The sequence below is a fragment of the Rhodococcoides trifolii genome, assembly GCF_014635345.1.
GTDB lineage: Bacteria > Actinomycetota > Actinomycetes > Mycobacteriales > Mycobacteriaceae > Rhodococcoides > Rhodococcoides trifolii.
In genome coordinates, this window is the sequence record NZ_BMCU01000006.1 from 26925 (window position 1) to 44936 (window position 18012).

Consider the following 18012-nt stretch of genomic DNA (forward strand, 5'->3'; position numbering starts at 1 on the left):
CTACTCACGAGTCACTTCGGTGTGCTCGACCACAACTTCACCGTCGCTACCAACGGGTAGCAGTAGGACGTCCGACAAAACCTGAGGATTTCCTCATGATTTTGTGACATTCTGGGTCCACGCGATGACCACCACCGGCGGCGCTGCCGGTTGCCCAGACACCGCTTGCGGGCGAGGTGTGGTTCGTCGATCAGGTGAGCCGACATCACTGCAGCAACTGCCACGAGCACACCGCACAGCCCATCTCGCTACCGCGAGGTGCCAGGAGAGGAAATTCGACGAGTGACCATCAACGAGAGCACACCCCGAGGCCCCAAGTCGACGGACCGCACGGCCGCAGTCGCAGAGAGGATCGTCGACGGTGAGCCCTACGCGCTGGCGTTCGGCGGGCAGGGTGCGCCCTGGTTGGTCACCCTCGACGAGCTCACACGCGACTGTGCGTTGGAACCGCAGCTGACCGACCTGGTCAACGCCTCGGCTCGCCTGCTCGAACCTGTCGCCCAGGAACTGCTGGTCGTGCGCCCGCTCGGATTCGACCCGATCGCGTGGATGCTCGAAGCCGAGCTGGAAGACGATATGTCCGCCGGCCCCTCGGCCGCCGCGTTGGCGTCCGCAGCCGTCTCCATGCCGGGCGTGCTGTTGGCGCAGCTGGCCGCACTGCGGGCCCTCGCCGTTCAAGGACTCGACTACACCACGACGGCTCCCGTGGCCGTCATCGGACACTCTCAGGGTCTGCTCGCCGAGGCCGCTGTTGCCGACGCCGGGCGTAGCGACGCAGAAATGCTCGCCGTCGCCCAGCTCGTCGGTGCTGCCGCCGGCCTGGTCGGTCGTCGTCGCGGCCTGGTCGGCACCGGCGATCGCGCCCCGATGGTCGCCGTATCGAACGTCGATCCCGATCGGTTGCAGGCCGTGGTCGACGAGATCGCCGGATCGGACACCACGTCCAACGCCGTCCTCGCCATTCGCAACGGTCGCCGCCGCGTCGTGCTGACCGGTCCTTACGCCAAGATCGTGCGCATTCAGCAGCGGTGCGAGCAGATCGCCGACGACGAGAACCGCGAGCGCGACGCCAAGAAGCGTGGCGGATCCATCTTCTCCCCAGTTTTCGAACCGCTGGACGTCGAGGTCGGGTTCCATCACCCGTTGCTCGGTGAGGCAGTCGAGATCGTCGAGGCATGGGCGTCGCGCTGTGGGCTCGATGCAGCCCGCGCACGCACACTCGCGCAGGGCATTCTCGTCGATCCCGTCGACTGGGTGGCAGCTGTCGACTCCGTCGTCGCGGCCGGTGCGTCATGGATTCTCGACCTCGGCCCGGGCGACTCGTTGACCCGGCTCACCGCGTCCAACGCCCGCGGACACGGTGTCGGTGTTGTTGCTGCGTCGACGCGCAGCGGCCACCGCAGCCTCTTGACCCCCGGTGCCGCACCCGAGGTGGAGCCGGCGTGGAGCACCTACACACCCACGCTCGTCGAACTGCCCGGCGGCAAGATCGGCGTCGAGACCACCTTCACCACCCTCACCGGACGCTCACCGATCCTGCTCGCAGGCATGACGCCGACCACCGTCGATCCCAAGATCGTCGCCGCGGCAACGAACGCCGGCCACTGGGCCGAGCTCGCCGGTGGTGGACAGGTGACGGAAGAGATCTTCGCCGGCCACGTCGCCGAGCTGCAGACTCTTCTCGAGCCCGGACGCAGCATCCAGTTCAACTCGCTCTTCCTCGATCCCTACCTCTGGAAGCTTCAGCTCGGCGGTAAGCGCCTCGTGCAGAAGGCACGTACGGCCGGGGCCCCGTTCGACGGCGTCGTCGTCACCGCAGGCATCCCCGAACTCGACGAGGCAGTCGCCCTCATCGAGGAACTCACCGAGGTCGGCATCAGCCACGTCTCGTTCAAGCCGGGCACCGTTGCGCAGATCCGCGCCGTCATCCGGATCGCGAACGAGGTGCCGGACTACCAGGTCAACATCCACATCGAGGGCGGCCGCGCGGGCGGTCACCACTCGTGGGAAGACCTCGATGATCTGCTGATCGCCACGTACGCCGAACTGCGTGCGCGGCCGAACATCGTCATCTGCGTCGGTGGCGGAATCGGAACACCCGAGCGCGCTGCCGACTACCTGACCGGCGCCTGGTCCGAGGCGGCCGGCTACCCGGCCATGCCGCTCGACGGCATCCTGGTCGGTACGGCCGCCATGGCGACGCTCGAGGCGACCACCTCACCCGAGGTCAAGCAGCTCCTCGTCGATACCCCGGGAACGCCGGACTGGGTCGGCGCGGGCACCGCGAACGGTGGAATGGCCTCGGGCCGAAGCCAACTCGGTGCCGACATCCACGAGATCGACAACGCCGCCTCACGCACCGGACGCCTCCTCGACGAGGTCGCCGGCGACGAGGACGCAGTGTCGGATCGCCGCGCGGAAATCGTCGCGGCACTCGACGCCACTGCCAAGCCGTACTTCGGCGATGTGGCCGAGATGACCTACGAGCAGTGGATCTCGCGCTACCTGCAGCTGGCGATCGGTGACGACCTCACTGGCAGCTCGCCCTGGCTCGACATCACCTGGCGTGTGCGATTCGGCGAGATGCTCCAGCGCGCAGAGGCGCGTCTGCACCCAATCGACAGCGGACCCATTCCGACGCTGTTCGACGACGTCGCCCTGCTCGAGCGGCCCGCGGATGCGCTGAACGCTCTGTTGGCGGCCTACCCGGATGCGACGTCCGTCGTTCTCCACCCGGCCGACATCCCGTTCTTCCTCACCCTCTGCAAGACGCCCGGCAAGCCGGTGAACTTCGTCCCCGTCGTCGACAAGGACGTGCGTCGCTGGTGGCGCAGTGACTCGCTGTGGCAGGCACACGATGCCCGCTACTCCGCCGATCAGGTCTGCGTCATTCCCGGAACCGTCGCGGTCGCCGGTATCGATCGTCTGAACGAGCCCGTCGGCGATCTGCTGAACAGGTTCGAGAAGGCCACCGCGGATCGGCTTCTCGCGTCCGGCGCGGTCCCGACATCCATCGCCACCCGACGCCACCCCGCCGTCGCTCCGGGCCTGCTCGGTATCGTGCTGGCCGCTCCCGACATCACGTGGGCGTCGCGTCTGGCGCCGAACCCGGTACGCAAGCTGGGCAAGACGTCCGAGTGGAGCGTCGAGTCCGATTCCGTTGCCTCGCATTCACGTACGGGGTCGACGCTCACCGTGCTCGATTCCGATCACGTGGAACTCGCCGTTCCGCTGTCGGCGCACAACCGGGTGACCATCCGAATCACGGTGCCTGCGTCGGCAATCGACGGCGGCGCGCCCCTCGTCACCGACACGGACGCCGAAGAAGCGATGTCCGCATTGCTCGGAGTTGCTGCAGGACAGTCGGTTCCCGAGGTAAAGAACGGTGCGGCCCGCGTCAACATCGCGTGGACTCCGGATCTCGTTCCCGACCACGCCGGCGTCACCGGCTCGGGTCTGCCCGCCTCGTTCGGCACCGGTCACAGCGCCGTCCCGGACGTGCTGGTCGGTGCGTGCTGGCCCGCCGTCTTCGCCGTGCTCGGTGCCACCCGCACTGCCGACGGTGTCGGCGTGATCGAAGGCATGCTCGACCTGGTCCATCTCGATCACCGCATTGCCGTGACCGGCGAACTGCCGACGTACGCAAGCATTCTCGTGGTCAAGGCCGAGTCGGGCGAGGTCGTCGACACCGATCTCGGCCGCGTCGTCGAGGTCACCGTCACCATCGGCGCCATGCTCGGTGAGGGTCTCGACGCACCCGTGGTCGCCACGTTGGTCGAGCGTTTCGCCATTCGTGGACGCACCGGTTCGGGCGAGCTGACCGACCCGGACCGCGCAGGCGGATCGCTCACGGCAGCCGCGCAGGACACCCCGCGTCGTCGTCGCCGCGACACCACGATCGTCGCTCCCCGTCACATGGGTGCGTTCGCTCAGGTTTCCGGTGACCACAACCCGATCCACACCTCCGACGCCGCAGCCAAGTTGGCCGGTCTCGGATCGCCGATCGTGCACGGGATGTGGTTGTCCGCCGCCGCGCAGCAGACGGTCACCGCGATCGATCCGTCCGACACGAAGTCCCCGCCGCGCAAGCTCACGGCATGGACCGCACGCTTCCTCGGCATGGTGCGGCCCGGAGCCGAGATCGACGTGCGCGTCGACCGGACCGGTACCGACGCAGGTGCCGAGATCGTCGAGGTCTCCTGCAAGGTCGACGGTGACCTGGTCATGGTCGCAACCGGCCGCGTCGCCGCCCCCAGGACGGTCTACGCGTTCCCAGGTCAGGGGATCCAGCAGCCGGGAATGGGACTCGATGCCCGCGCTCGCTCGAAGGCCGCACGAGAGGTGTGGGAGCGTGCCGACAAGCACACTCGCGCAGCACTCGGATTCTCCATTCTCGCTGTCGTGCGGGACAACCCGACCGAACTGCGTGCCCGCGGCACCGTCCACATGCACCCGGACGGTGTGCTGCACCTGACGCAGTTCACTCAGGTCGCCATGGCGGTCCTCGGTGTCGCGCAGGTTGCCGAACTCCGGGAAGCCGGTGCGTTCGTCGAGGATTCGTTCCTCGCCGGCCACTCCGTCGGTGAGTACAACGCACTCGCTGCCGTCGCCGGCGTACTTCCGCTCGAAGCGGTTCTCGAGGTGGTGTTCCAGCGCGGATCTGCCATGCACCAGTTGGTTCCGCGCGACAGCGCGGGCCGCAGCAACTACCGCATGGCTGCGATCCGACCGTCTCAGATGGGTCTGGCCGATGCCGACGTCGAAGCCTTCGTGGCGTCGATCGGTGAGCGGACAGGTGAATTCGTCCAGGTCGTCAACCTCAACCTGCGTGGCTCGCAATACGCCATCGCGGGAACCGTTGCCGGACTGAAGGAGATGGAGACCGAGGTCGACAAGCGTCGACTCGACTACGGCGGCAAGCGCGCGTTCATTCTGGTTCCAGGAATCGACGTGCCGTTCCACTCGACCGTGCTGCGCGGCGGAGTCGACGACTTCCGTAAGCGTCTGCTCGATCTCCTCCCTGCCGAAATCGATCCGGCCATTCTCGTCGGCCGCTACATCCCGAACCTGGTTCCCAAGCCGTTCTCGCTGAACCGTGAATTCGCGCAGGAGATCGCCGATCTCGTTCCGTCGCAACCGCTTGCCGAGGTCTTGGCCGATTGGGACGACTGGGCCGCTCGCCCGGGTGACCTGTGCCGGGTCATCCTCACCGAGCTGCTGGCATGGCAGTTCGCCAGCCCGGTGCGTTGGATCGAGACTCAGGATCTGCTGTTCGCCGACGAGGCCGACGGTGGTCTGGGCGTCGAGCGCTTCGTCGAGGTCGGTCTCGGATCGGTGCCGACGGTGGCAAACCTGGCCGCTCAGACACTGAAACTGCCGGGCCGCGTGGGTCATCCGATCGAGGTGCTCAACATCGAGCGTGAAGCGTCGATCGTGTTCAGCACGGACACCGACCCGGAACCGGTCGAAGACGAGCCGGCGGAGACCGCCGCGGCTGATCCAGCCGCTGCGCCCGCCGCGTCGGCTCCGGCTCCTGCGGCCGCCCCCGCATCGGCTCCGGCCGGTGCTCCGCGTCCGGACGACCTTGCTTTCACCGCCTCCGACGCCACAACCATCTTGATCGGTCTGTGGACCAAGTTGCGCCTCGATCAGATCGGCCCCGCCGACACGATCGAAGCGCTGTGCGACGGTGTGTCCTCACGCCGTAACCAGCTGCTCGTCGACCTCGGTTCCGAGCTCGCGCTCGGCGCCATCGACGGAGCAGCCGATGCCGACATGGGAGCCCTCGCCGGCACGGTCGACAAGCTCGCCCGCACCTACCGTCCCTTCGGTCCGGTGCTCAGCGATTCGGTGAACGACCACCTGCGCAAGGTGTTCGGCCCGTCGGGTCGTCGCCCCGGATCGATCGCGGAGCGCGTGACCAAGGTGTGGCAGCTCGGCGACGGGTGGGCACACCACGTCACCGCCGAGGTCGCCCTCGGCACACGTGACGGATCGTCCGTGCGTGGCGGGTCGCTCGGCGGACTGCACGAAGGTCCGATCGCGGACGGAGCCGCAGTCGACGCTCTCGTCGACTCGGCCGTCTCCGCAGTGGGCCTGCGTCGTGGGATCCAGGTCGCCATGCCGTCCACCGGTGGTGGCGGCGGTGGCACCGTCGACGCAGCCGCTCTCGGCGAGTTCACCGAGAACATCACCGGACGCTCCGGCGTCCTTGCCTCGGCGGCACGACTGGTGCTCGAGCAGCTCGGTTTCGCCGACCAGGTCTCGCTTCCCGTCGCCGACGGATCCGAAGCCGAACTCGTGGACCTCGTGTCGACCGAGCTCGGATCGGACTGGCCGCGTCTGGTCGCCCCGTCCTTCGACTACAAGCGCGCGGTGTTGCTCGACGACCGGTGGGCCACCGCCCGTGAGGATCTCGCGCGGCTGTGGATCGGTGACGAGCGTGCACAGGCGCTTGCCGTGACGGCCTTCGCCGGTGCGGGCGATGCGGTTGCGGCGCAGGCACAGTGGTGGCAGGACAAGGCAACGGCCTCGGGCCTCGACAGCCTGGCGCAGACCTACGGAGCCATCGCATCCGCGGCCGGCGTGGCTGACGAGGCCGGCGAATACGCCGGTGAAGTCGCCGTCGTGACCGGAGCCAGCAAGGGCTCGATCGCTGCTGCAGTCACCGGCAAGCTTCTCGCCGGTGGAGCGACCGTCTTCCTCACGACGTCACGTCTCGATCAGCAGCGGCTCGGCTTCTACCGGGATCTGTACCGCAGCAACGCTCGAGCGGGTGCGGCACTGTGGGTGGTTCCGGCCAACATGGCGTCGTACACGGATGTGGACGCACTCATCGAGTGGATCGGCAACGAGCAGATCGACAGTGCCGGTGGCGCAAAGACTCTGGTCAAGCCGGCGATCACCCCGACAATGCTCTTCCCGTTCGCGGCTCCTCGCGTGCAGGGCGAACTGTCGGACGCCGGCTCGCGTGCCGAAATGGAAATGCGCGTGCTGCTCTGGTCGGTCGAGCGTCTCATCGCCGGTCTGTCCCAGATCGGGTACGACCGCGACGTCGACACCCGCCTGCACGTCGTACTTCCGGGTTCGCCGAACCGCGGAATGTTCGGTGGCGACGGCGCTTACGGCGAGTCCAAGGCCGCCCTCGACGCAATCGTGAACCGCTGGAAGGCGGAACGCACCTGGGCCGAGCGAGTCACTCTGGTGCACGCCCGCATCGGGTGGGTTCGTGGAACCGGCCTGATGGGTCACAACGATCCTGTCGCCAAGGCCGCGGAAGCAGCCGGTGTGCGTACCTGGTCGACGCAGGAGATGGCGGAACAGCTTCTCGCCACCTGTGATTCGGCCTCGAAGGAGTCGGCGGTGACTGCTCCGATCGAGATCGACCTGACCGGGGGACTGGCCGAAGCCGGACTCGATCTCGGGGCGCTCGCGAAGGAGGCGGCCGAGGCCGCCGCCGTCGACGAGGTCATCGAGGAGCTCGAAGCCACGATCGCCGCTCTGCCGGCACCGCCGCGACTGACCGAGGAACTCCCCGCTCCGGCGTGGAACCCGGTCGACGTGGATCCGTCGGAACTCGTCGTCATCGTCGGTACCGGTGAGCTCGGCCCCTACGGCAGCGCGCGTACGCGCTTCGAGATGGAGGTCGACGAAAGGCTCTCGGCAGCAGGCGTTCTGGAGCTCGCGTGGAACACCGGCCTGGTGGTGTGGGAGCAGGATCCCAAGCCGGGTTGGTACGACGTCGAGTCGGGTGACCTGGTGCCCGAGGCCGAGATCGCGGAGCGCTACCACGACACCGTGGTGGAGCGGTGCGGTATCCGCCGGTACGAGGACGACGGCGCAATGGTGAACAACAGTGCGCCGCTCATGACCTCGGTGTTCCTGGACAACGACCTCACGTTCGTCGTCAGCAGCGAAGCCGAAGCACGGGCGTTCGTCGGCGCAGATTCCGAGAAGACGGTGATCACGCAGGCGGCCGACAGCGGTGACTGGCAGGTGACCCGTAAGGCGGGCACCGAGATTCGCGTTCCGCGTCAGATGAAACTGACGAGGACCGTCGGTGGTCAGATTCCGACCGGCTTCGACCCGACCAAGTGGGGCATCTCGCCCGACATGGCCAGCTCCGTCGACCGTGTCGCGCTGTGGAACATCGTCTGCACCGTCGACGCGTTCATCACGTCCGGGTTCAACCCGTCCGAGCTGATGCGGTGGACCCACCCCTCCCTCGTGGCCAACACGCAGGGAACGGGCATGGGCGGCATGGAGTCGATGCGCTCGCTGTACATCGACACTCTGCTCGGCGACGCCAGGGCGAACGACATCCTGCAGGAGGCCCTGCCGAACGTCGTTGCAGCCCACGTGGTTCAGTCCTACGTCGGTAGCTACGGCGCGATGGTTCACCCCGTCGCCGCCTGCGCCACCGCGGCGGTCTCGGTGGAGGAAGGCGTCGACAAGATTCGACTCGGCAAGGCCACGTTCGTGGTCGCCGGCGGGTTCGACGACCTCAGCACCGAAGGCATCATCGGCTTCGGTGACATGTCGGCCACCGCCGACTCGGCGTCGATGCACGCCAAGGGCATCGACGATCGACGGTTCTCACGGGCCAACGACCGCCGACGCGGCGGATTCGTCGAATCGCACGGCGGCGGAACAATTTTGCTGGCGCGCGGCGACCTGGCACTCGAGATGGGTCTTCCCGTCCTCGGTGTGGTCGGGTGGGCACAGTCCTTCGGTGACGGCGTCCACACGTCGATCCCCGCTCCCGGACTCGGCGCGCTCGGCGTCGGCCGCGGTGGCCGCGACTCGGCACTCGCCCTGTCGCTCGCCGCACTCGGTGTCTCCGCAGACGACATCGCGGTGGTCTCGAAGCACGACACGTCCACGGCAGCAAACGATCCCAACGAAGCGGAGCTGCACACCAGACTGGCGAAGGCGCTGGGGCGCTCGGACGGCAACCCGCTGTTCGTCGTGTCGCAGAAGTCGCTCACCGGACACTCGAAGGGTGGAGCGGCAGCGTTCCAGCTGATCGGGTTGTGCCAGGTGCTGGCACAGGGAGTGATCCCGCCGAACCGCAGTCTCGACTGTGTCGACGACAAGATGACCGAGTTCGGTCACCTCGTCTGGGCCCGTGACCCGCTGCGCTTCGGCGAGCGTCTGCCGCTCAAGGCCGGTCTGCTGACCAGCCTCGGCTTCGGACACGTCTCCGGGCTCATCGCTCTGGTGCACCCGCAGGCCTTCATCGAGGCCATCCCGCAGGAACGTCGCGAGCAGTACCTGGCGACGGCTCGTGAGCGCAAGATTGCGGGGCAGCGTCGACTGGTGTCGGCGATGTGTGGCGGAGACGCCCTGTACGAACGGCCGGAGGATCGGCGTCTCGGACACGAGGGTGCCTCTTCGGACACGAAGCACCAGCTCGAAGTCGACCTGTTGCTCAGCGAAGATGCAAGACTCGGCGCCGACGACGTTTACCGCAGCAACACACCGGGGTGCAAATGAGCATATTGGGAGTCGGTTTCGATCTGGTCAACGTGACCCAGTTCGCCGAGCAGATGGAAAAAATCGGAACCACCATGGTTCGCGACAGCTTCACCGCAGGTGAACGACGGCATGCGTCGACCAAGAGTGCCGAGCCGGCTCGGCACTACGCGGCTCGGTGGGCGGCGAAGGAAGCGGTGCTGAAGGCTTGGGCATCGTCGCGCTTCGCGCGGCCTCCGCAGATCGGTGACAACCCGTATCCGCTCATCGAGGTCGTCAACGATGCGTGGGGTCGGCCGTCGATCAAGCTGCACGGTATGGCTGCGGAATTCCTGCCGACGGTCAAGATCCACCTGTCACTGACACATGACGGTGACATGGCTGCCGCGGTGGCGATCCTGGAGGACTAGTTCCCCCGTGTTCTCTCCGAGTGAGGGGCACCCCGATGTCGATGGATCGACTCGGGGTGCCCCTCACTCGTTTACGGGGAGGTGACTAGCGACGGCTCTCGGATTCCTTCTCGGTCACCAGCAGGTACGCACCCATCAGTCGCTTGAGCTCGGCGACGGCGTCCTCGTGGCTCTGTCCGTCCTGCACCGAGAAGTTCAGCATCGAGTAGACGACGTGGACGAGTACCTCGGCGAGCAGCATGCGCTTGGCGCGCGGTGTTCGAGGAGTCAGCGGCGCCAGCATTCGTTCCACCTGCGCGGCGAAGGCTTTTTCGTGAATGACGCCGGTGGCCCTGGTTGCCGGTGTCGACTGCATGGCGAGCCACACTTCGCGGCGCGACCGGTCCGATGTCCACAACCCGGCGAGGTGATCGAGAAAGCGGTCGAGGAATCGAAGCCAGTCCAGTGACGGAATCTCACCGTCGAAGTCGGCCAGCTCGTGCTGTACCCCGCGCAGGTCCTGCCGGCTCAGCTCACACACGATCACGTACTTGTTGCCGAAGAACTGGTACAGCGTTCCGATGGGCAGGCCCGCGCGTGCTGCGACTTCCTCGCAGGTGAACGACTCGAAACCGACGTCGGTCAGCAGATCGCGCGACGAGGCGAGCAGAGCGTCGAACTTGCGCTTGCTGCGCTCTTGTGTGGGGCGGCGACGGGGAAGCAGTTCGTCGGACTTCTCGTCGGCGCCGTCCGGGCCAGTCTCGTCGTGGTCGGGCTCCTCCACGGGGAAGGGTGTTCCGAGGGTCGACTCCACGTTTCCCAGACTATCGGTCCCCCCTCGAAATGCCGACGACGCGGATAGACGGGTCCTGTGATGAATCATGCAGTCGGTTTGTTTACCTAGGCAAAATGGACCCTGGAGTCCAATTCATTGCGTATAGTCGACTGAACGTGCAGGGCAGGACTCGCGATGAGGTCTGCCGTCGGGTGCTGCGAACTCCAAGCACGGGAGGCGAAATGACAACAGTAGGAATGACCAAAGCCACGGCAGCGGCGAAGAGCCGCGCCGGCGATGACCCGTCTTCGAAGGCGGGTCGAGGGTCGGCGAAGACATCCGGCACCGCAGCCGAGTCCGTCGTCCTCACATACGAACTTGCAGACAAGCATCTGACCGCATCCCTGGTGGACGGCGGAGACGGTTCTCAGCGCGGTGATGCTCGCACCATGGATCTCGAGGATCTGTCGCCAGAGCAGATCGGACTCACGGTTCCCATGCTGTGGGAGCTTCTCGACCGCGCGAAGGTCAAGCCCGGCACCGTAGTCGTGCTCGGCGACGTGAACACCGCCACGGTATCGCCCATTCTCGAACTGGCTCTCGGCGTTCCGGTCATTGCACCCGGAGTGTCGGCCGGAAAGGGTTCGGACATGAAGAAGCCGACGATGCCGAAGGCGGATGCGCCGGTAGCGGCTGCAGTCACCAGGCCGGTCCCGGCCAAGCGCCTGGCGCCCAAGTCGAAGACAGTGAAGCCCGCGTCGGCCGCTGCCGACTCCACCGAGGCCACGGCAGCCGTGGTGGCGGTACCGGGTAAGCCCGTACCTACGACAGCGAAGACTGTTGCAGCGAAGACCGTTCCACCGAAGACAGCTGAATCCAAGACTGTGGAATCCAAGACCGTGGACTCCAAGCTTGTGGCCGGCAAGCCCGCTGCAGCCGCCGTCGCCGCCGGAACAGCTGCCGGAACAGCTGCCGTCGCTGCGAAGAAGGTCGACATCACCAAGCCCGCATCGGCGACCGGTGCGAAGAGCCCCGGCACTGCGGCCGACGTGACCGATCCTCCGACCGAAGAGATGGCCGTCGTGACGCCCGTGGCGCCGCCGTACGCCTTCGCCGATGCCGACGTCACTGCTCCGGTCCCGGCCGTTGCGGCGGTTCCTCCGTCGTCGACGCCCGCGTCGCCGGCGTCTGCCTCGGGTGGGAAGGGTCGTCGCGGACTCGTTCTCGCGGCCGCCGCCACTGCGGTGGTGCTGGCCGGCGGCATCGGTGCCGCGCTGGCGCTGAACAACGGCGGTTCCGAGTCGGTCCCCGGGCCCACTCCGTCCGCCGCCACGCAGGAAGCGGCACCGGCCGCGCCGTCCGCGGCGCCGAGTGCGGAACTTCCGTCGTCCGCTGCCGCATCCGCCCCGGCCGCCGTCGTGCCTGCGCCCGCCGCTGTCCCGCCGCCGGCCGCCCCCGTGGCCTCGGCGGCACCGCCTGTCGCGTCGGCACCGGTCGACACGTCGGGTTGGACCAACTCGGCTCCGCCGGCGTGGACTCCCAACCGCGTTCCCGCTGCGCAGCCGCCCGCTACGCAGGCTCCGGTGGCACCGGCACCGCAGTCTTCGTCGACGTACGTACCGCCTCCGCAGTTCACCGTTCCCGTTCCCGTCCCGGATCCGAACAACCCGAATGCCACCCCGCAGGAGCTGCAGGACAAGGCGTGGGCCGATCACTGGGAGCGGACCCGGGAGTACTTCGAGCAGCAGGGCGGCTGACCCGTAACGTCTCTTCCCGGCGCGCTGATCCGGGCGCGCCGATGAGGAGGGTGGCCCATGTCGATCGAGGTAGTTCGTTCGCGAGTCGCTGCCGACATGCCGCGTGTGCTGGAGGACTTGGCAGCGCTGGTGCGTTTCCGGTCGGTGGCCGACGAGCGCGTGGCGCCGGCGTCCGAATGTCGGGATGCGGCAACGTGGGTTGCGAACGCGTTCCGGAGCGTGGGCGTCGAGGACATCGATCTCGTGGACACAGTCGATGGGTCGGCTGCCGTGATCGGGCATGTCCCGGCACCGGCGGGAGCGCCGACGGTACTGCTCTACTCGCACTACGACGTCCAGCCGGCCGGTGACGAGAACCTCTGGAACACATCTCCTTTCGAGCTGACCGAGCGCGACGGCCGTCTGTACGGACGGGGAGCCGCCGATTGCAAGGGCAACGTCGTGATGCATCTCGCTGCGCTACGTGCGGTGGGAACGCCGTTCCCGGTCGGCATCACCATCGTGTCGGAAGGTTCCGAGGAAACCGGGGCCGGCGGGTTGGAGGCGCTGGTCGAATCGCGTCCGGAACTGTTCGAAGCCGACGTCGTGGTCATTGCCGACACGGGGAACACCGCGGTGGGAATCCCGACGGTGACCACCACCTTGCGCGGTATCGCCAACGTTGTCGTCGAGGTCGAAAGCCTTGCAGGAGCAGTACATTCGGGAATGTACGGTGGGCCCGCGCCGGATGCACTCCTTGCTCTGGTCACCATGCTCGCGACCTTGCGCGACGAGGACGGCAACACCGTGGTGCGCGGGCTGGATTGCACCGGAACCTGGACCGGCGACGCGTACTCCGAAGAGCAGTTCCGTGCGGACGCGGGTGTTCTCGACGGTGTGGATCTGGCGGGAACCGGGTCGGTGGCGGACCGGGTCTGGGCCCGGCCGGCGCTCACCATCATGGGTATGGATTGCCCACCGGTCGTCGGGTCGGCAGCTGCGGTGGTGCCGCGCGCCTCGGCGCGGCTCAACCTTCGGGTTCCGCCCGAGATGGATCCCGTTGCTGCGCAGCACGCGCTCACGAATCATCTGCACGAGGTGGCGCCGTGGTCGGTTCGGGTGACCGTGACGCCGGAAGCCGTGGGGTCGCCGTTCCGCGCGCGCACCGACGGTCCCGGCTACACCACGCTGATCGAATCCCTGCGCGATGCGTACGGCCATGACGTCGCGGTCGCCGGTCAGGGCGGGTCCATCCCGCTGTGCACGGCACTGGCGCGTGCGTGTCCGGACGCCGAGATCATCCTGATGGGGGTGGAGGAGCCGCTCTGTTCCATTCACGCTCCCAACGAGAGCGTCGATCCTCTCGAAATCGAGTCGATCGCGGTGGCCGAGGCGCTGTTCCTGACGCGCCTGTCCTGAGCGCTGCAACGGGGGGCTTAAACCGGTCGCGCATGCGGGTACCGCGTCGGTAACAAGCATTGTACCGAGTTCGGTTGCGGCGCAACCTGTTCGGCTGGCCAATTCGGCCCGGTTCGACGCGTGGGTGAAGCCCGACAGGTAGCGTTCGGTGCTGTCGGTGGTCGGTGTTGCGGGGCTCGACCGGCGTACTGATCCCAAGCCGTCGACGGTCTTTCGAAAGGACCCGCCCATGACTTCGCTGAAACCGTTCTACGAGGACGTTCAGGCACACTACGACCTGTCCAACGAGTTCTTCGATCTGTTCCTCGACCCGACTCACACGTACAGCTGCGCCTACTTCGAGGACGAGTCGATGACTCTCGAAGAGGCGCAGATCGCGAAGATCGATTTGGCTCTGGGAAAGTGCGACCTGAAGCCGGGGATGACCCTTCTCGACGTGGGCTGCGGTTGGGGCGCCACCATCAAGCGGGCGCGCGAGAAGTACGACGTCAACGTGATCGGTCTGACCCTCAGCCGCAATCAGTACGAGCGCGTCAACGAGGAGCTGCAGGCAACCACGTCGCATCGCACGGCGGAGGTACGGCTGCAGGGATGGGAAGAATTCGACGGGACGGTCGACCGGATCGTCAGCATCGGCGCGTTCGAGCACTTTCAGCAGTCCCGTTACGACGCGTTCTTCTCGAAGTGCTTCGAGATTCTTCCGGCCGACGGCCGCATGCTACTGCATACCATCGTCGGGCTGGTGTGGGAGAAACGCCAGCAGGGATACAAGGTACTTCGCGAGGACATTCAGTTCGCGCGATTCATCATGACCGAGATCTTTCCCGGCGGCGAACTTCCGCTTCCCGCTTGGGTTCCCGATCATGCGAGCCGCGCGGGTTTCTCGGTCGAACGAGTGCAGCCACTCCAGATGCACTACGCGCGCACGCTGGACTACTGGGCGGAGGCGCTCGAGGCGCACCACGACGAGGCTGTCGCCATCGCGTCGACCGAGGAGTACGAGCGGTACATGAAGTACCTGACCGGCTGCGCGGAACGGTTCCGCAGTGGCTTGATCGACGTGCGCCAGTACACCCTGGTCAAGTAGAGGATCACAAACCCGGCGACGCCGTTCGACCGTGATCGTCGAACGGCTCGTCGCGTTCTCGCACCGCCTGACGGAATCCCACTGTGGCAGCGCGCATCTGGAATGCGTAACCCTCACGGGTATGTCGCGAGACTCCGTCGAACACGGTGCTGATCATCGACGAATTCGCAACTCCTTGATTCAGCAACGTCGCGTTCAGGGCCAGTTTGACCATCATGAGCTGGTTGATGGGCATCGCGGCGATCCGTGCCACCAGCTCCTCGGTGCGGGCGTCCAGTTCGTCCGCCGGGGCCGATTCGACGGCCAGCCCCCATTCGGCGGCCTGCTTGCCGGACAGGCAATCGCCGGTCAGCAGAAGACGTTTCGCGCGTTGGTCGCCGAGGCGATGCGCCCACATCCCGGCCGCGGGAATGCCCCACACCCGGGTGGGTGGGTATCCGATCTTGGTGTCGTCGGCGGCGATGATCTGGTCACAGAACAGTGCGATGTCCGTCCCGCCCGCGACGCAGAATCCGTGAATCTTGGCGACAGTCGGCTTGTTGGCGTGCAGCAGGCTCGCGAACCCCTTGTTGAATCTGCTCATCATGGCGTAGTCCGCCATGGGGTCCCAGGTCCCCTCGGGGTTGTGGTTGCGCGCCTGAACGATCGGGTCGACGACGGTGCCCGCGGATCGGTCGACCCCGGTGTCCGAATCGAGATTCTCGGCGAAGATGCTCAGGTCGTAGCCACCGCAGAATCCGGTTCCACGTCCGGACAGCAGCATCACGTGCACCCGTGGGTCGAGGTCCGCGCGTTCGACGGCGGCCGCGAGTTCGACGGGGGTGTCCGACGTGATGGCGTTTCCCTGCGCCGGACGGTCGAAGGTGATCCGTGCGATCCGCCCGGTCACCTCGTACGTCAGGGTGCGGTACTCGGTTTCGTCGGAGTGGGCGTCGCGGCCGGCGAACAGCGAACCGTCACCCTCGTCCCACCCCTCACGCCATGCGGCTGGACGTTCTCCCGATGAGTTCATGACTGCGAAGTCTGCCCCACCGGTTGCGTGCGGGTGGTGGAACGGGACGGAGCGTCCATGGTGCGATCGCCACGGTAGACCAGCACGGCGGTCACCACGGCGATCACGGCGAGAGCGACGCGTTCGGTATCACCCGACCAGATTCCGATGCCGGCGACGGTGTGTCCGATCAACGCACCACCCACCACCGCCAGCGTATGGCGTCGTGTCCAGGCGGTCGACGCCGCACAGTACCTCAGGGCGGCAACCGAAATCGAAAGGACGACGAGTGCCATCACCATCGGTACGAGTGCTTCGGCTCCGTGGGTGAACGCGGGTTGCGACGACCCGAACGACCGGAAGGTCAGCCAGAGAACCGAGACGGACGCGGAGAACGACGCGGCGTAGAGCCAGGGGAGTGGAACAGGAAATCGCTGGGTGCGGTGCACCGTGCGGGGCGGGAGAACCCGGAGGGCGACGAGTCCTAGAAGGGCAACGCCGATCACGCAACCGACGACGAACGGGATCGGCGTCTGGTAGCCGGGATCCTGCGACGGCGGCACGGTGAATCGCAGAAGCACCACACCCGCCACCGCCACGACAGCGGTCGCTGCGGTCCCTCGCTCACCGAGGTAGGGACGATGGACGTGGCGTGGAAACACCAACGTGGTCAACACGATCGGAACGACCACGGTGAAAATGGCGTGATAGATCGCATTCGCTTCCCAGTAGGTGACGTTGACGCCGAGTACGCGGACACCCCAGTCGGCGGCATCGTAGAGGTGGGGGCTCGTCAAGGCCTGCAGGCCGATCCCGTCCTCGACAACTTCGTAACCGACCGCCAGCAGGATGACGCTCGGCCATCCGCGTCCGGTTCGGACCACGAGTTCGCGAATCAGCACGACCCCGCCGCCGTACACCGGGATCCACAGAACGATCAACCAGGACAATGTGATCGGTGTGGATCCGAACGCCACTTCCGCAATCGACGGCGTGGCGACGGCCAGAAACAACGCAGCGGTGCGGTTGCCGGTTCGCGCTGGTCGTTGGTATCCGAACAGGGTCCGCACGCGTGGCCGTGTCGCAGCGATCAGCGTGGCAACAACCGCAGCGGCCTGCACGAGGTAGAGGGTGCGTAGCCACAACGGATAGTCGGCACCCACGGTGAGCCACCCGACCGACACCAGTTGCAGGACAGCGATGATGAGTACGCGCCGGTACGAACGTCGGCGCAGCGACCTGAGGCGCCGCACGAACAACGGGAACAGCAGAGCGATGGTCGCGGCGGGGCCGGGTCGGGACCAGAGTGTCGTCGACAAGGTGTCCCGCAGCGTCGCATAGTCGGGGCTCGTCGGGTCCTGACCGGCGAGTTGGTGGGCCAGTATGAGGTCGTGGAAGATCCACGTGCACACAGCGGCCACAAGACCGATCGCCGCGTTCACGAACATGATGCGGACGAGACGATCGAGTGCAGGCGTGTTGTTCGATTGCTCGGGGGTACGTGGTCGTACGGTCATGTGGATCACCTTCTCGTCGCGCGGCGGAACGTCGACACCAGTTCGTCGGCGTAATGGTCGAGGTCCAGATCGGGATGCGTACGCAATAGGAACGCAACTCCGTCGAGCGAGCGCTGAATGGTCGCGGCCATGATCTCGGCGTCGAAGTCGGTGAATTCGCCCGCCTTCTGTCCGTCCACGAGTACCTGCTGAATCGGCGACATGACGGCCGTCTCCTCGTCCGGACCGTAGGTCGACGACCCGCCCGCCGGGTAATGTTCGAGGAAGATGCTCATCAAGGCCTGCATCGACGCTCGATGCGCGTCGTTCAATGCGACGGTGGCACGGATGGTGGTTTCGAGCGCAGAGTCGAACGAATCGGTCGCGATGCGCGCATGCGCCATGAACGCCGTGATCGTCGAAAACACGTCCTCGACGACCGCAGCGATCAGATCGTCCTTGCCGGCGAAGTGATACGAGATCGTACGAGTCGACTTGATGCCGGCGGCCGCCGCAATGGTCTGAAATGTTGCCGATCGGTAGCCGGACGTGGCGATGACGTCGATGGCCGCCGCGACGATCTGTTCGCGCCGCGCGCGTGCGGCGGGCCTCTGATCGCGAGCTGTTACTTGCATGAGTAAAAAT

General features: G+C 66.5%; 9 protein-coding genes. 5 read left to right on the forward strand and 4 right to left on the reverse strand.

Annotation, left to right across the window (positions count from 1 at the left end):
• The first annotated feature begins 282 nt into the window (after positions 1-282).
• Both IEW02_RS21995 and acpS read left to right on the forward strand, forming a co-directional pair.
• Positions 283-9495: a type I polyketide synthase gene (locus IEW02_RS21995; protein WP_188547060.1), complete on the forward strand. Its 9213-nt coding sequence runs from the start codon at positions 283-285 to the stop codon at positions 9493-9495.
• A complete protein-coding gene (gene acpS, locus IEW02_RS22000) occupies positions 9492-9884 on the forward strand; it encodes a holo-ACP synthase AcpS (RefSeq protein ID WP_188547061.1) in 393 nt (130 codons plus the stop codon). The genes IEW02_RS21995 and acpS overlap by 4 nt, the downstream gene beginning before the upstream one ends.
• Before the next feature lie 85 nt (positions 9885-9969).
• On the opposite strand, the gene IEW02_RS22005 is transcribed toward acpS, so the two are convergent.
• The gene (locus IEW02_RS22005) at positions 9970-10647 is read right to left on the reverse strand and encodes a TetR/AcrR family transcriptional regulator (RefSeq protein WP_229746273.1); all 678 of its coding nucleotides are present in this window, start codon (positions 10645-10647) and stop codon (positions 9970-9972) included.
• Between the two features lie 233 nt (positions 10648-10880).
• Here IEW02_RS22005 and IEW02_RS22010 point away from each other — a divergent pair, with 233 nt between their 5' ends.
• The 3 genes from IEW02_RS22010 (at position 10881) to IEW02_RS22020 (ending at position 14880) form a co-directional block, all read left to right on the forward strand.
• Positions 10881-12395 carry a hypothetical protein gene (locus IEW02_RS22010; RefSeq protein WP_188547063.1) on the forward strand — a complete coding sequence of 505 codons (1515 nt, stop codon included), beginning with the start codon at positions 10881-10883 and terminating at the stop codon, positions 12393-12395.
• A gap of 57 nt (positions 12396-12452) precedes the next feature.
• On the forward strand, positions 12453-13793 hold the full coding sequence (locus tag IEW02_RS22015; RefSeq protein WP_188547064.1) for a dipeptidase: 1341 nt from the start codon (positions 12453-12455) through the stop codon (positions 13791-13793).
• Between the two features lie 229 nt (positions 13794-14022).
• Positions 14023-14880: a cyclopropane mycolic acid synthase family methyltransferase gene (locus IEW02_RS22020; protein WP_188547065.1), complete on the forward strand. Its 858-nt coding sequence runs from the start codon at positions 14023-14025 to the stop codon at positions 14878-14880.
• A gap of 4 nt (positions 14881-14884) precedes the next feature.
• On the opposite strand, the gene IEW02_RS22025 is transcribed toward IEW02_RS22020, so the two are convergent.
• From IEW02_RS22025 to IEW02_RS22035, 3 genes are read right to left on the reverse strand one after another with little or no spacing between them, the layout of a single operon-like run.
• Entirely contained in the window at positions 14885-15892 is a 1008-nt protein-coding gene (locus tag IEW02_RS22025; RefSeq protein WP_188547066.1) for a crotonase/enoyl-CoA hydratase family protein, read from the reverse strand.
• A complete protein-coding gene (locus IEW02_RS22030) occupies positions 15889-17388 on the reverse strand; it encodes a hypothetical protein (RefSeq protein WP_188547067.1) in 1500 nt (499 codons plus the stop codon). The genes IEW02_RS22025 and IEW02_RS22030 overlap by 4 nt, the downstream gene beginning before the upstream one ends.
• A 5-nt stretch (positions 17389-17393) precedes the next feature.
• Positions 17394-18002: a TetR/AcrR family transcriptional regulator gene (locus IEW02_RS22035; protein WP_188547068.1), complete on the reverse strand. Its 609-nt coding sequence runs from the start codon at positions 18000-18002 to the stop codon at positions 17394-17396.
• Positions 18003-18012 lie beyond the last annotated feature (10 nt).

Bases quoted from the DNA above. Each gene is read 5' to 3' on its own strand.
- acpS (WP_188547061.1), top strand. From the start codon at position 9,492: ATGAGCATATTGGGAGTCGGTTTCGATCTGGTCAACGTGACCCAGTTC.
- IEW02_RS22010 (WP_188547063.1), top strand. From the start codon at position 10,881: ATGACAACAGTAGGAATGACCAAAGCCACGGCAGCGGCGAAGAGCCGC.
- IEW02_RS22015 (WP_188547064.1), top strand. From the start codon at position 12,453: ATGTCGATCGAGGTAGTTCGTTCGCGAGTCGCTGCCGACATGCCGCGT.
- IEW02_RS22020 (WP_188547065.1), top strand. From the start codon at position 14,023: ATGACTTCGCTGAAACCGTTCTACGAGGACGTTCAGGCACACTACGAC.
- IEW02_RS22025 (WP_188547066.1), bottom strand. From the start codon at position 15,892: ATGAACTCATCGGGAGAACGTCCAGCCGCATGGCGTGAGGGGTGGGAC.
- IEW02_RS22030 (WP_188547067.1), bottom strand. From the start codon at position 17,388: ATGACCGTACGACCACGTACCCCCGAGCAATCGAACAACACGCCTGCA.
- IEW02_RS22035 (WP_188547068.1), bottom strand. From the start codon at position 18,002: ATGCAAGTAACAGCTCGCGATCAGAGGCCCGCCGCACGCGCGCGGCGC.